Raw genomic sequence first — 13,428 nt, forward strand, 5'->3', positions numbered from 1 at the left:
GAGTCGCCGTCATCCACCGGGTCCTGTTCCCGGCGGAGCCCGCCGTCGCCGTCGCCGCCGAGCGCTGAGACCTAGCCGACGAGGGCCCCGGAGTCCGGCACCCCCGCGTAGTCGGGGAGCTCGTCGCCGTTGATCGCGCGGTCGATGAGCGCGGCGAACCCGTCGGCGTCGAGCTCCGCGACCGGCTCCGCGCCCGGCACGCCGAGGCTGTGCACGTGCATCCGGCCGATCTCCTGGTTGGCCTCGACGAACGACCGCATCCGCCTCTCGTAGCCGGCGAAGCCGGCCTCCGGCTCCCACCCGGCGGCCGCCAGCTCGCCGGCCAGCACGTACGCGCCGACCAGGGCCATCCCGGTGCCCTGCCCCGACATCGGCGACGCGCTGAACGCCGCGTCCCCGAGCAGCGCCACCCGCCCGCTCGACCAGCGGTCCATCACCACCTGGGCGACCTGGTCGAGGTAGAAGTCCGGGGTGTCGTCGAGGTGCGCGAGCATGCGCGGCGCCAGCCAGCCCAGGCCCTCCGTGCGCTCGCGCAGCAGGCGCTTCTGGCCCTCGAGGTCGCGGTGGTCGACGGCGAAGTCGGCCGCGGGGAAGGAGAACGTCGCCATCGCCCGGGTGGCGTCCTGGATCGGGCGCAGGGCGGCGCCGCGCCCGGAGTCCTGGTGGTCGAGCAGCCAGCGGTCGAGCCCGAACTCGTTGGGCACGCTGTAGAAGGCCAGCACCAGCCCGAGGTGGCGGACGAACCGCTCGTGCGGCCCGAAGACCGTCGCCCGCAGCGCCGAGTGCAGCCCGTCCGCCCCGATGACCAGGTCGAAGCGGCGCCGGTCGCCGCCGGCGAAGACCACGTCGACCCCGTCCGCGTCCTGCGCGAGCTCGGCGATCCGGTCGCCGAAGACGTACCCGACGCCGTCGCGGGTGTCGTCGTGGAGCACCCGTGACAGGTCGCCGCGCAGGATCTCGATCTCGGCGATGAACCCGTCACCGCCGTCGTCGTCGGCGCGGAACGTCTCCAGCACGTTCCCGTCCGCGTCCACGCTGTGGGCGCCGGCGGTGTCGGTGCGCGCCGCGCGCACCGCCGCGTCGAGCCCCATGCGCCGGATGATCTCCCTGGCCACCCCGCGGGCGTCCACCGCCTGCCCGCCGGGACGCAGCCCGGGAGCCCGCTCGACCACGGTCACCTCGGCTCCCCGCCGGTGCAGCCAGTGGGCGAGCGCGGGCCCCGCGATGCTCGCCCCCGCCACCAGCACCCTGGTACCGCTCACGGTTCCTCCTCCATCGGTCGGTCGGTCGAGGGGAAGACGCCGCCGGGGTCCGGGACTCATCGGTCGGACCCCGTTCCGGGCGATCCCCGCGAGGAGCGCCCGGTGCAGTCCCCACGGTCCGAGGGATGGCCGGGCCGGCCCCGATCGCCGAGGTGGTCGACCCCGTACCTCGCGAGCACGAAGTCGACGTCCTTGTCGCCCCGACCCGAGAGGTTCACCAGCACCCGCTCCGACGACGGCCGGTCGGCGGCCAGGCGGATCGCGAACGCGAGGGCGTGCGCGCTCTCGAGCGCCGGGATGATGCCCTCGGACCGCGAGAGGCGGAAGAAGGCGCCGACGGCCTCGTCGTCGGTGACCGCGTCGACGGAGATCCGCCCCGTCGCGTGCAGCATCGCGACCTCCGGGCCGATGCCGGGGTAGACCAGCCCCGAGGCGACCGACGAGACCGGTGCGGTCGCGCCGTCGTCCTCCTGCAGGACGACGGTGCGGGCACCGTGCAGCGTCCCGGGGCGCCCGAACGTCAGCGTGGCCGCGTGCCGCCCGTCGGCCCCGAGGGGTTCGACCGCGTGCAGGGCGACGCCGGGGTCGTCCAGGAAACCGGAGTACAGGCCCATGGCGTTCGAGCCGCCCGCGACGCACGCGACGACGTGGTCGGGCAGCGCGCCGCCGGTGATCGCCAGGAACTGCTCGCGCGCCTCCCGTCCGACGACCGACTGGAAGTCCCGCACGATCAGCGGGAAGGGGTGCGGCCCGATCGCCGACCCGATCGCGTAGAGCGCGTGCTCGCGCTGCTCGACGTAGGCGCGGAACGCCGAGGCGCTGGCCTCCGTGAGCGCGGACTGCCCCGCCGAGACCGGCACGACCTGCGCTCCGAGGAGCCGCATGCGCCCGACGTTGGCGCTCATCTTCTCGACGTCGACAGCACCCATGTGGACCTCGCACTCGAGGCCGAAGTACGCGGCTGCGCTGGCCAGCGCGACGCCGTGCTGCCCGGCCCCGGTCTCGGCGATCAGCTTGCGCTTCCCCATCGCCCGGGCCAGCAGCGCGAAGCCGACGCAGTGATTGATCTTGTGTGCGCCCGTGTGGTTGAGGTCCTCGCGCTTGACGTGGATCTGCGCGCCGCCGACCTGCGCCGAGATGTTCTCCAGGTGGTGCACGGGGGTGGGTCGCCCCTGCAGCCCGGTGCGCACGGCGGCGAGCCGTTGCCGCAGGTCCGGTGAGGCCTGCAGGTCCCGGTACCCGGCGGTCAGCTCGTCGAGCGCCGCCCGCATCTCCGGCGGGTAGTGGTTGCCGCCGAACTCGCCGAAGTACCCGTCGGCGTCGGGGTAGCGCCGGCCGTGAACGGTCCCGAGGTGCGGCATCGTGTTCCACCCTTCGATCGGGTGCCGACGCTAGGCACCCGCACCGGGCAGGGTCTTGAACAGGATGTGCGTCTACGCGGACCGGGGACCGACGCTCCGGGCCAGCGCACCCGGCGGCACGCCGTAGACCTTCTTGAACTCGCGGGTCAGGTGCGGCTGGTCGGAGAACCCGAGCACCTGCGCGACCTCGCTCAGCCCGACACCGGCGCAGATCAGCTCCCGGGCCTTCGCCACCCGGACCTGCCGGGCGTAGGTCTGGGGAGCGACGCCGGTCGCGCCCGTGAAGGCCCGGGCGAGGTGGCTCGCGTGGACGCCGATCTCGCGCGCGAGGTCCTCGGTGCGGATGGTGCGCGTGCAGTTCTCCTCGATGAGCGAGCGGGCCGCTCGCGCCACCGACCCGTCCGTCGGCGTTGGCGGCTCGACCGGGGCCGCGCACGTCTGCAGGAGCGCCCGCAGGCACGCCTCGATCGACGCGCCGTCCGCACCGGGCGTCGACAGCGCCTCGATGAGGTCGCGTGACTCGACCCGCGGCGACACCACCTGCGTCGTGATCGCGGGGACGCACCCGGCGACGAACCCGGCCGACGGGTAGAGGATCTCGTACTCCGTCGACTCGTCGATGCTCGTGCCCGCGTGCACCTCGAAGGGGCGGACGACGAACACCTCACCGGCACGGGCCGTCCCGCTCCACCACCGCGACCGCACCTCCGCCGCACCGCTCCGCAGCGCCACCACCGAACAGGTGCTGTGCAGGTGGAGGTCGAAGGAGGACGCCTCGGCCCGGGCCCGCAGGAGGTCGGGGCGCGGGAGGGCGAAGGTCATCGCATCGACTCGGGTCATGGCAGCGCGACCTCGGTTCGTGGGCGACCGGACCGGGGCGATCGTGCCACGTGCGGGCGTCACCCGTGGTCGGCGGCGCCGTCAGGCAGGGGCGCCGAGCGGCGGGTGCTCGAGCACGCGCGGCTCGTATCCGACCAGCTGGATGCGACCGTCGAAGGTCCGGTGCTCGATCATCTCGAGGGCGACGTCCGGACAGCCGTCGTAGATGCGTTCCGCGCCCATGGCCCTGGTGATCACCGGGAACATCCCCACCCGGAAGCGGTCGACCAGCCCGGCCCGCAGCAGGGACCGGCACAGGCTCAGGCTGCCGATCGTGCTGAGGAGCCCCGAGCCGCTCTCCTTCATGGCGCGGACCGCCTCGACGGCGTCGTCCCGCACGAGCGTGGAGTTCGCCCACGTCAGCGGCCCCTCGAGCGAGGAGGAGAACACCACCTTGGTCGCTCGCGTGAGCTCGTCGACGGACGCCTCCTCCTCGGCCCTGAACTCGTCCTGCCCGTCCGGGACCTCGCCGCCGGCGAAGCCGGACATCAGCCGGTAGGTGTTCGCTCCCATCAGGTAGGTGATCTCGGGCTGCTCACCGAGCCACGCGAGGTACTCCGGGCCTTCCAGGCCCCAGAACACCCGGGCCAGCCCTCTCCCGATGCGTGACCATCGAGCGAGGTGATGAAGTCGACGAGAAGCTCTGACATGGCGACGTCCTTCCTCGGGTGTCGCGAGGGTGGACGAACCGCGGACCACGAACTCATCGCGCCTGGACCGAGGAAGAACGTGGCTGTGGGGGAGATCCCTGGTGGGGATGGAGCCGCCTTGGGGAGTCGAACCCCAGACCTACGCATTACGAGGCAGCACCAGTGCCGTCCGTGCCCGTCCATGAGGGTACGGACACGCTGGTCGCTGACCTGATGCGACGGGCGGCGACCCGGCCATAAACGCGCGAACTGCAACCACGACTGCAACCGCGCTGACCTCCTGACCCCGCGTCTCACGATCGCGTCCGCACCCCGGACGCACCTCGGTCGAGCCTTCTCCGGAGGGCTCCCGTTGATCGACCGCTCCCCTGCGCCCGCATCACGTGGCGCTGCTGATCCTGCCCGCTCGACGACGTCGACGACAGCGCCCGCTCTCGTCGCCGTCCTCCCGTCCGCGCTCGACACCATGCGCGGGACATCTGTGCCGGGCCGCCCGTCCGGACCGGCGCGGGCCACGGCCGGCGGCGGCGCCGGCCGGCCGGGGCGCGCCGGAGGCTGGAGCCCCGGCCAGGCCGGGCGCCGCCTCGGCCGTGGCCACGCCCAGGCCGAGCCCGGCGGCCCGGCAGGGCTTGTCCCATGTGCCATATCTGTCCGAGCACCGGAACGGCCGGACGTCGACACCGAGCCGGCTCCGCTGTGGCAGCCGTCGTTCCCGAGCGCCGAGCTGGTCCAGCACGCGGCCGACCTGATCCCGCACATCCGCGAGGGGGACGCGGGCTACCTCAAGGAAGGCCCGCGGTGGGAGATCGTCGTCAGCCCTGGCGTCTTCCGCGTCCGCACTCGCGACTACGCCCGCGCCGAGCGCTCCCACGAACGCGCGGTCGAGCGGCATCGGAAGACGGTCGACATGCGCGTGGCGTCGAAGGGCGATCTGCCCGAGGCGCTGCCGACCCGCGGCGCCATCACCACCTGGACGCGGAAGTCCCGAGCTCGGCTCGTCGAGCGGCTCTCCGACCTCGACTACACGTTCCTCTACGGGCGCTTCCACGTCTGCGCCGGCTGCCGGCACGAGTACGACGAGGACCTCGAGCGCTGCCCCCGCTGCCGGCACGCCGGCCGCACCACCGAGGACCGGCGGGGCCGCATCCCGGCCATGCTCACGCTGACCTACCCCGGAGACTGGCTCACCGTCGCTCCGACCGCCGACGCGGCCACCAAGCACTTCCAGGCGCTGTGCAAGCGCTACGCCCGGACCTGGGGCGAGCCGTTGCGCGGGCCGTGGAAGAAGGAGTTCCAGCGCCGGGGCGCCCCGCACTTCCACCTCTCCACGACCCCGCCAATGGGCACGACCCTGGTCGACGACCCGAGCACCGGGCAGCCGATCCGGGTCGACTTCAAGCGCTGGCTCTCGATCACCTGGGCCGACATCGTCGGCCACCCCGACCCCGAGCAGCGCCGCCGCCACCTGCTCGCCGGCACGGGCGTGGACTACGCGCAGGGCATCAAGCTCACCGACCCGCGCCGGATGGCGATGTACTTCGCCAAGTACGGCACCGGCGGGGCCAAGGAGTACCAGCACCAGGTGCCACGCGAGTGGCTAACGACGGTCTGCGTGTGCACGGAGTGCGGAGCCGGCTACGACTCCGACCGGGACGAGTGCCCGGACTGCGGCTGCCCCGACGCCGACGTGACGGAGGAGGGGAGCGTGGGCCGGTTCTGGGGGTACCGGGGCCTGCACCGCGAGCTGGCCATCCGGCAGGTGACGCCGGCGGTCGGGATCGCGGCCGGCCGCATCGCCCGGCGCTGGTACCGGGCCAAGGGCCTCACCAAGACGATCAGCGTGCAGCGAGTGGACCAGGCAACCGGCCGCGTGACCTACCGGCGCTCAACAGTGCGGAAGGAGTTGTTCAAGCACGGGCGCGGGTTCGTCTGCGTCAACGACGGGTCGGAGTTCGCTTCCCAGCTCGCGCGCTACCTCGCGGACCTCACTACCGCGGTTCCTTCTTGACCACGTGCCCGAGCTGGCTCTCCCTCGCGGCGCAGGCAACGCCCGATCAGGAGCGGGGTCGGGCGCATCGGTGGAGCGCCCCGCTGGACGAACGACCGATGCGCCCGGCACCGGTCCTGATAGCCACAGGTGCGCCGTGAGGGAGAGCCCCGGCCTCTCCTGAGCGGTGCCGGGTCCAGGGCGGAGCCCTGGTTGCTGGGTCAAACAGTGGTATCCGTTGAGGCCGGAGCGACCTCATGGCCAGTAGAGTCGCCGCCATGGCTAGACGTGCGGAGGATGCATGGCACAGGGCGTAAGTGCCGATGTCCTTCGACGCATCACGGCAGCAACTAAGACCGTGTTTGAGAAGGGTCGGCGTGTCTGCGCCGCGCGGGCCGCGCTCTGGTCCATCGTGGACGGGTGGCTCGGCGTCAGCGGCGGTATCCCTCGGACACCAGCGATGAGCAGTGGGCGTTGATCGAACCGCTGTTGCCCGAGGCCGGGGCGGGTGGGCGTCCGGAGAAGCACCCGCGCCGGGACGTGGTCGACGCGATCCTCTACGTCGTGCGGGCGGGGTGCGCTTGGCGGGCTCTACCAGCGGACTTCCCGCCCTGGCAGACCGTCTACTGGTATTTCAACCGGTGGGAACAGCAGAAGGTCACCGAGAAGATCCTCCCGGTCGTGCGCCGTCAGCTACGTGCCGACGAGGGGCGGGACCCGGAACCGAGCGCGGGGATCATCGACTCGCAGTCGGTGAAGGGTGCCGACACCGTCGGGCAGGACTCGCGCGGCTTCGACGCAGGGAAGAAGATCAACGGCCGGAAGCGGTTCATCGTGACCGACACCCTGGGCCTGCTGTTGACCACGGTGGTGTGCTCGGCGTCGGTGCAGGACCGCGACGGGGCGAAGTCGATCCTGCTCGACCTGTACCTGCGCACCAGGGTGCGGTTCGTCTACGCCGACGCCGGGTTCGCCGGACGCCTGCTGGAGTGGGCGAACACGATCCTGCGCACCAGCGTCGAGGTCGTGCGCAAACCGCCTGAGCAGCGCGGGTTCGCCGTCCTCCCGCGCCGCTGGGTGGTCGAGCGGACACTGGCCTGGCTGACCGCACACCGCCGTCTGGCCCGCGACTACGAACGCCACCCCGCCGTCTCCGAGGCCATGATCCGCTGGGCCGCGATCAACACCATCACCCGCCGCATCGCCCGCGGCAAGCCGGCCGCCCGCCAACAGAAGTACGTCTTCACACCCGCGACTTGATCTTCTCAAACACGCTCTAAGGAGCAGATTGGTCACTACGGGGAAGGAGTGCACCTTGCTGCAACTTCCCGGACGACCATCGATGATCTTCGCCACCATGCGACCGCTGATCGAATCGAACTAGCGAAACATTTTCTCGAAGCAGCTAATCGCTTCGTTCGGGCTCGTCCAGCCCAGCCGCGTAGCGCGATAAGTCGGTACTACTACTCGATGTATCACGCGATCCGTGGTGTTGTGTTTTTTAGCTTCAAAGGCGACGATCACGAGTCGCACACCAAGCTTCCTGGGAACCTGCCTAAAGATTTTCCTGATCGCTCGTACTGGAGTAACGAAGTTAAGAATGCACGCGAAAATCGTAACGCCGCAGATTATGAGCCCTATCCCGCACCACATGCGACCTGGCGCTCGATGGCTAGCGATTTGCAGGGACTGGCCCCGATACTTCTGAGTACCTCCATCGATTACCTCCGTGCGAAAGGTTGCAACTACCTATGACTGGTAGCTCCAGCGTGCTGGATGTGACGCAAACCATTCAGCGTGAGTTTCGCGAGCGGGGCGGCGTTGAGCTCCTTAGTATCTCCGTGCGGCCCTATCCTGAGGAGACCAACTATATAGTCTTCGTCAAGGAGGAAGACTTTCATAGGGCAGCCGAGATCGGTAACGAACTTGACAGCATAATTTCATCTGAAACAAATAGGGCGTTCATCGTAGTTCGGCGCGCACCAAAGGAGATGACTTCGGACAGTAAGTCAGATCCGATGGTCGATGGCGTCCAAGATCCCCGCGCTACCGAACTGGTTCGCCTCATCAGCTCTCGATCACGTGTTTCGGAAGTTCAGCCCAGCCTGTCTTATATTCGTGACATCCGATCCAGCATCGCCGCTATTACCACTGGCCGACATCATCTTGTATTTGGGCGCCGTGGAGCAGGAAAAACTGCCTTACTGGTTGAGGCGAAACAGCAAGTTGAGCGCGAGGGCTCTCTGTCCTGCTGGGTGAACATTCAGACGCTGCGAAACGAGCCAGCGGATCGAGTGTTTCTGTACGTTCTTGAGGAGATTCTTACAACAGTTGCGACAAGGCAGCAGGAGATCCGTCCCGAGTCGCTTATCTCGGTGATGGCTGTCGAAGTTTTCGACGAGGTTCGCCGCCTGCTGGGGCAACGAGAAACTGAGACAGTCGACGCGCAGCGCTTAATCCCTCGCGTTTCTCGGCTCTTGCGTCGCTTCCTGGAGCAGAGCGGTAACGCCCTCTACATCTTCCTTGACGATTTCTACTACTTGCCGCGACACGATCAACCACGTGTACTAGACATGCTCAATTCCTGCATTAGAGACTGCGAAGCGTGGCTGAAGGTGGCCTCCATCCGGCATCTTACGAGGTGGTTTCAGTCTTCGCCGCCGATGGGTTTGCAGACAATTCAGGACGCCGATCTTATCGATCTTGACGTCACGCTTCAGGATCCGAAGCGAGCGAAGAGTTTCCTAGAGAGTATTTTGCTCGAGTATGCGAGGCATGTGGGCGTCACAAATCTGACGAAGCTTTTCCATGGCAAAGCACTGGACCGGCTTGTCCTAGCCTCTGGTGCGGTCCCCCGAGACTACCTAGTTCTAGCCAGTGACACGATTGTCAAGGCCCAGCGAAGGGCAAGTGCAAAGTTGGTCGGCGCTCAAGAGGTTAATCAGGCTGCCGGCGACGCTGCTCAAGTAAAAATTCAGGAACTCGAAGAAGATATGGCGTCGAATCTTCAAGTCGCTGAGCGGACTGTTCGAGCGCTTAGCATTGTCCGAGATTTCTGCCTCAATGAAAAGAGCTACACCTACTTCCTCGTCGATTTCCGCGACAAAGAAGTTCATCCTGAGCTGTACTCAGTCCTCACTGACCTGATGGACGTACGACTGATTCACGTAATCGATCCGAGCGTCTCTAATCCCCACATCGCCGGGAGGCGGTCTGAGGCATTCATGTTGGACCTAAGCCAATTCTCTGGGTCTAGACTGAAGCAGGGCATTCAGATTCTTGACTTCCAGAGTGGTCGAATAGTCTCGCGCCGAACGCGCACAGGTGCTGAAAACACCAAAGTTGGAGGTACGCCTCTTCAGGTAATCGCGATCCTTCGAGGTGCGCCGAGTTTTGAACTTTCTCGTTTAGGCGAGCTGATCGGCGAGGTCACGGAGTCCAGTAGTTAAAACTACCTGTGGTCTTGCAGTAGATCGATTCCGTCGTGTGCCCGCGCAAACGGTCCACCAACGAGAGCGTCGGTAACTCGAACTGAATATGCGGGGGTCATGTGTTGGGTAATCTCGTCAACACTTAGCCAGTCAATCTGACCCGCCTCGTCGGTGCTGGTTGCAGCGCCACTTAGTGGGTGACAGCGGAAGACGATGGCGACGACTCCGCGGGCCAGGTTCTTGTAGACCCCGGTGAGGCGCTCGACCTCGACCTCGACGCCAGTCTCCTCGCGAACCTCTCGGCGGACTCCGGCCTCGAACGTCTCGTCCAGTTCCAGCACGCCGCCCGGGGGCTCCCAGTGCTGGTTGTCGCGGCGCTGGATCGCGAGGATCCGGCCGTCGTCGCGGATGACGATTCCGGCGACGCTCACCGAGTGCTTCGGGGTGTCAGTCACCGGACCTCCAGCATGGTGATTTGCATCTGTTGCAAGACCTGGTCACGCTACAGCTACCTACACGTCTGGAGGAGTTGTGGAACTCGGGTCGCTCGACCGCAGCGACGATCGGCCGCCCTACCGGCAGATCGCCGACCAGTTGCGTGCGGCGATCGACCGCGGGGACCTGGCCGCCGGTGACAAGCTCCCCTCCGAGGCAGTGCTGATGGGCCACTACGAGGTGGCCCGGATGACAGCCCGGCAGGCGATCCAGGAACTCCGCTCCGAGGGGCGCGTCGTCGCGGAGCAGGGGCGCGGTGTGTTCGTCCGGCTTCCCGCTCCGGTGCGCCGGCTCGCCTCCGACCGGTTCGCCCGGCGCCACCGCGACGCCGGCCACGGTGCGTTCCTCGCCGACGCGGAGAAGGCGGGCGTGACGCCGACGGTCGACGAGATCGAGGTCAGCCGGAAGCCGGCGCCGGACGCGATCCGAGAGCGGCTCAAGGTCGACGCCACCGACGAGGTGGTGGTGCGGTCGCGGCGGTACCTGGCTGAGGGGGTGCCGGTCGAGATGGCGGTGTCCTACATCCCGGCGGACCTAGCCGAGGGCACGCGGATCGTCGAGGCGGACAGCGGACCGGGCGGCATCTACGCCCGACTGGAGGAGGCCGGCCACCTGCTCGACCGGTTCACCGAGGAGATCACCGCGCGGATGCCGACGGCCGACGAGCGTCGTCGCCTGCGGCTCGGGCCGGGCACGCCGGTGCTCACCGTGCTCCGGACCGCGTACGACACCGACGGCCGCGCCGTCGAGGTGTGCGACACCGTCAAGGCCGCCCTGGCCTACGTCCTGGAGTACGACGTCCCCGCTCGCTGAACCGGCCCGCACAGGCTGCGCGCGTCTGTACTCGTCGTAAGTCCTCTAGGTGTCTAGCTATCTCGTGGTACCGTCCAACCTGCCTAGAGGAGTTCCTCGGGTGTCGTCGGATCCAGGAGAGCAGCCCCGTGCTTCAGAACTTCAAGGTCGACCAAGCTCGTACGTTCGTCTCCCTCCTCCTGCTCGGTGTCGACGCCAAGACGGCGTTCGGCGACCCGTACCGCCAGGAGGTCAGCAAGGACGGCACGCCCAAGTGGACGGCGCAGATCGCGGCGGAGTTCGTCGCCTTCGGCCGCCCGCAGCGCGAGCTGATCAACGTCGGGTTGGTCAGCGACAAGAACCCGGGGGAGAACCTCGCCCCGGGCACTCCGGTGGAGGTGGCCGACTTCGAGATCGGCGTGATGGAGAAGAAGAACCGTGAGGGGCAGGTCGTCGGTGTCCAGGTCTGGTATCGGGCCGGCGGGCTGCGACCGGTGAGCGCGGGGAGCAAGCCGCGACCGGCCGCCGAGGCGGTGGCCTGATGAGCGAGCGAACGGTGGAGACGGCCGGCGTGATGGCGAAGGTCGGCGTGGCGATGCTGGCGCTTCCGCTGGTCGACCTGCCCGCTGTCGCCTCGGCGCACATCCACTCGAACAACTCGCAGGTGTCTCTGCAGCTCGCCGCCGTGCAGGACGGCGGCCAGGTGGCCGGCCTGCTCGCCTGGGCCGATGTCCTGCCCGAGCGGATCGCGACCGGGTTGGAGTGGGAGGACTACATCCGCCTGGCCGTGGTGGGCGTCATCGACGGCGTACGGGTCGAGGTCTGGACGCACCTCCGCGGCGAGCAGCTCGTCGACGCGCGCCGCGTCCTCGCGCTCCCGCTCGACGGTGCGGAGCACGCCCTGTCCCTGGGCGCGCTCCGTTCGCTCGCGCAGCACGGGTCGGCGGTGAGCACCGATGCGTGAGCTTGCCGTCCTCGTCTGCTCCCTCTGCCTCGACACCTGGGAGCCCGCTTCGGTCGGTGCGGAGGAGTTCGATGTGATCGCGGCGGACGGATGCCCCACCTGCGGCGGCTGGGTGTGGCTCGGCGAGCTGGTGGAGGTGGCGACGCCATGACTCCCGTGACACTCGACCAGCCCGCGCACTCGACGCGTGCCCTAGCGATCAGGGCCGGCGCCGCGATCGTGCGCAGCACCGTCGCGGCCTGGCGGTACCTGTGGACCGTGGTCGCGCTGCTCCGGCTCGGCCTGCGGTGGAAGGCGTTCTGCGGGAACACCGGGCTGGCGGTCCAGCGCACTCACACCGACGAGCACGGCGGCCGGCTGCGCATCGACGTGTTCGCGGTGCCCCGCGTCGACCGCTACCGCGTCACCCCGCACGGCTGGTCGGCGCGGGTCCACCTGCGGCCCGGCCAGCACCTCGCGCAGTACGCCGAGGCGTGCACACCGCTGCGACACGCCGCCCGCGTCCAGACGGTCAAGGTGGCGGAGCTCGACGGACAGCCCGGCTTCCTCGAGCTCCGCGTCCTGCGCCGCGACCCGCTCACCCGCGTCACCGAGCGCCCCCGGGAGCTGGAGCCGGGGCGGTTCGTGTGCGGGGCCGTCGAGACCGGCGACCCGATGGTCGTCGACTTCACCGACCACCCGCACGTGCTCGTCTGCGGCGCGACCGGCTCGGGCAAGTCGATGCTGCTGTCCGGGCTGCAGGCGGCCATCGCGCCGACGGACGCGGCGCTCGTGTTCTGGGACCTCAAGTTCGGGCTGGAGGCCGAGGCGTGGCGGGCGCGCTACACCGAGGTCTGCACGACGCAGGCCGAGGTGCTCGGCTCCATCGGGCGGGTTCTCGCGCTGGCCGAACAGCGCGCCGCCATCCTCCGCGCGCTCGGCGTCCGCAACGTCGTCGAGGCCGACGCGGCGGGCGTGCGGCTGCGCCGGCTGTACGTCCTCGTCGACGAGGTGGCCGAGCTGACGCACGACCACGACGCGGAGAAGTCGGCCGAGAGGATCCTCCGGGAGCTGCTGCGCGTCGTGCAGCTCGTCCGCGCGATGGGGATCCACGTGATCCTGTGCGGCCAGCGCTTCGGCTCCGACCTGGGCAAGCACGTCACCGGCATCCGGGCGCAGGTGTCCGGGCGCATCTGCCTCCAGGTCAACGACGCCCAGACCGCGGAGATGGTGCTCGGCGGCCTCGACTCCGAGGTCCAGCGCCGCGCCCTCGGCCTCGCTCGGCCCGGGATGGCGATCGTGCCGACCGGCCAGGACTGGCACTACGCGCGGTGCTCGTACCTCACCACCGCCGAGATCCGAGCGCTCGCCGCCGCGCACGCCGACAAGCGCGTGAGCTGGGACGTGCTCACCGACGGCGACCGCACCGCACTCGACACCCACCACCGCCAGGAGGTCTCGCGATGAGTACTGCAACAGTCGTCGCCGTCACGCTGTTGGTCGTCTGCCTCGGCCTGATCTACATCATGGGCCGGGCCCGGACGCTCGGCCCGCTCGTGCTGGTCGGGGTGTTCCTCGGCGTCGCCGTGGGCATCAGCGGCACGGCGCTGGTCGGGGGGCTGACGTGA

At 68.9% G+C, this 13,428-nt stretch carries 14 protein-coding genes and 1 pseudogene; 10 read left to right on the forward strand and 5 right to left on the reverse strand.

The window, feature by feature from the left end; translation table 11 throughout:
* Window positions 1–71: 71 nt before the first annotated feature.
* From I4I82_RS15560 to I4I82_RS15575, 4 genes are all read right to left on the reverse strand, one after another.
* The gene (locus I4I82_RS15560; RefSeq protein ID WP_218591693.1) at window positions 72–1,262 is read right to left on the reverse strand and encodes an FAD-dependent monooxygenase; all 1,191 of its coding nucleotides are present in this window, start codon (window positions 1,260–1,262) and stop codon (window positions 72–74) included.
* 56 nt (window positions 1,263–1,318) lie between these two features.
* A complete protein-coding gene (gene trpB, locus I4I82_RS15565) occupies window positions 1,319–2,623 on the reverse strand; it encodes a tryptophan synthase subunit beta (RefSeq protein WP_218591692.1) in 1,305 nt (434 codons plus the stop codon).
* Window positions 2,624–2,695: 72 nt separating this feature from the next.
* A complete protein-coding gene (locus I4I82_RS15570) occupies window positions 2,696–3,463 on the reverse strand; it encodes a helix-turn-helix domain-containing protein (RefSeq protein WP_218591691.1) in 768 nt (255 codons plus the stop codon).
* Window positions 3,464–3,544: 81 nt separating this feature from the next.
* Window positions 3,545–4,084, reverse strand: a complete 540-nt coding sequence (locus tag I4I82_RS15575; RefSeq protein ID WP_226370076.1) for a dihydrofolate reductase family protein — start codon at window positions 4,082–4,084, stop codon at window positions 3,545–3,547.
* 534 nt (window positions 4,085–4,618) lie between these two features.
* On the opposite strand from I4I82_RS15575, the gene I4I82_RS15580 reads away from it, so the two are divergent.
* From I4I82_RS15580 to I4I82_RS15595, 4 genes and pseudogenes are all read left to right on the forward strand, one after another.
* Window positions 4,619–6,160: a rolling circle replication-associated protein gene (locus tag I4I82_RS15580; protein WP_218591690.1), complete on the forward strand. Its 1,542-nt coding sequence runs from the start codon at window positions 4,619–4,621 to the stop codon at window positions 6,158–6,160.
* 360 nt (window positions 6,161–6,520) lie between these two features.
* Window positions 6,521–7,385, forward strand: a pseudogene (locus tag I4I82_RS15585) (IS5 family transposase); the annotation flags it as partial.
* 62 nt (window positions 7,386–7,447) lie between these two features.
* The gene (locus tag I4I82_RS15590; RefSeq protein WP_218595821.1) at window positions 7,448–7,894 is read left to right on the forward strand and encodes a HEPN domain-containing protein; all 447 of its coding nucleotides are present in this window, start codon (window positions 7,448–7,450) and stop codon (window positions 7,892–7,894) included.
* A 14-nt stretch (window positions 7,895–7,908) separates the two neighbouring features.
* A complete protein-coding gene (locus I4I82_RS15595) occupies window positions 7,909–9,588 on the forward strand; it encodes an ATP-binding protein (RefSeq protein ID WP_218592514.1) in 1,680 nt (559 codons plus the stop codon).
* Between the two features lie 2 nt (window positions 9,589–9,590).
* On the opposite strand, the gene I4I82_RS15600 is transcribed toward I4I82_RS15595, so the two are convergent.
* A complete protein-coding gene (locus I4I82_RS15600; RefSeq protein ID WP_218592513.1) occupies window positions 9,591–10,025 on the reverse strand; it encodes an NUDIX hydrolase in 435 nt (144 codons plus the stop codon).
* A gap of 76 nt (window positions 10,026–10,101) precedes the next feature.
* Between I4I82_RS15600 and I4I82_RS15605 the strand changes: the two genes are divergently transcribed.
* From I4I82_RS15605 to I4I82_RS15630, 6 genes are all read left to right on the forward strand, one after another.
* Window positions 10,102–10,878: a GntR family transcriptional regulator gene (locus I4I82_RS15605; protein WP_218592512.1), complete on the forward strand. Its 777-nt coding sequence runs from the start codon at window positions 10,102–10,104 to the stop codon at window positions 10,876–10,878.
* Window positions 10,879–11,006: 128 nt separating this feature from the next.
* On the forward strand, window positions 11,007–11,399 hold the full coding sequence (locus I4I82_RS15610; RefSeq protein ID WP_218592511.1) for a hypothetical protein: 393 nt from the start codon (window positions 11,007–11,009) through the stop codon (window positions 11,397–11,399).
* Entirely contained in the window at window positions 11,399–11,821 is a 423-nt protein-coding gene (locus I4I82_RS15615) for a hypothetical protein (RefSeq protein WP_218592510.1), read from the forward strand. Before I4I82_RS15610 ends, I4I82_RS15615 begins: the two co-directional genes overlap by 1 nt.
* Entirely contained in the window at window positions 11,814–11,972 is a 159-nt protein-coding gene (locus I4I82_RS15620) for a hypothetical protein (RefSeq protein WP_218592509.1), read from the forward strand. The genes I4I82_RS15615 and I4I82_RS15620 overlap by 8 nt, the downstream gene beginning before the upstream one ends.
* The gene (locus I4I82_RS15625) at window positions 11,969–13,267 is read left to right on the forward strand and encodes an FtsK/SpoIIIE domain-containing protein (RefSeq protein WP_218592508.1); all 1,299 of its coding nucleotides are present in this window, start codon (window positions 11,969–11,971) and stop codon (window positions 13,265–13,267) included. The genes I4I82_RS15620 and I4I82_RS15625 overlap by 4 nt, the downstream gene beginning before the upstream one ends.
* Window positions 13,264–13,428: a hypothetical protein gene (locus I4I82_RS15630; RefSeq protein ID WP_218592507.1), complete on the forward strand. Its 165-nt coding sequence runs from the start codon at window positions 13,264–13,266 to the stop codon at window positions 13,426–13,428. The genes I4I82_RS15625 and I4I82_RS15630 overlap by 4 nt, the downstream gene beginning before the upstream one ends.

It is taken from the genome of Pseudonocardia oceani (assembly GCF_019263585.2).
GTDB classification, from domain to species: Bacteria; Actinomycetota; Actinomycetes; order Mycobacteriales; family Pseudonocardiaceae; genus Pseudonocardia; species Pseudonocardia oceani.

Coding starts and splice junctions, on each gene's coding strand:
- trpB (WP_218591692.1), bottom strand. CDS start 2,623: ATGCCGCACCTCGGGACCGTTCACGGCCGGCGCTACCCCGACGCCGAC.
- I4I82_RS15570 (WP_218591691.1), bottom strand. CDS start 3,463: ATGACCCGAGTCGATGCGATGACCTTCGCCCTCCCGCGCCCCGACCTC.
- I4I82_RS15580 (WP_218591690.1), top strand. CDS start 4,619: ATGCGCGGGACATCTGTGCCGGGCCGCCCGTCCGGACCGGCGCGGGCC.
- I4I82_RS15615 (WP_218592510.1), top strand. CDS start 11,399: ATGAGCGAGCGAACGGTGGAGACGGCCGGCGTGATGGCGAAGGTCGGC.
- I4I82_RS15620 (WP_218592509.1), top strand. CDS start 11,814: ATGCGTGAGCTTGCCGTCCTCGTCTGCTCCCTCTGCCTCGACACCTGG.
- I4I82_RS15625 (WP_218592508.1), top strand. CDS start 11,969: ATGACTCCCGTGACACTCGACCAGCCCGCGCACTCGACGCGTGCCCTA.
- I4I82_RS15630 (WP_218592507.1), top strand. CDS start 13,264: ATGAGTACTGCAACAGTCGTCGCCGTCACGCTGTTGGTCGTCTGCCTC.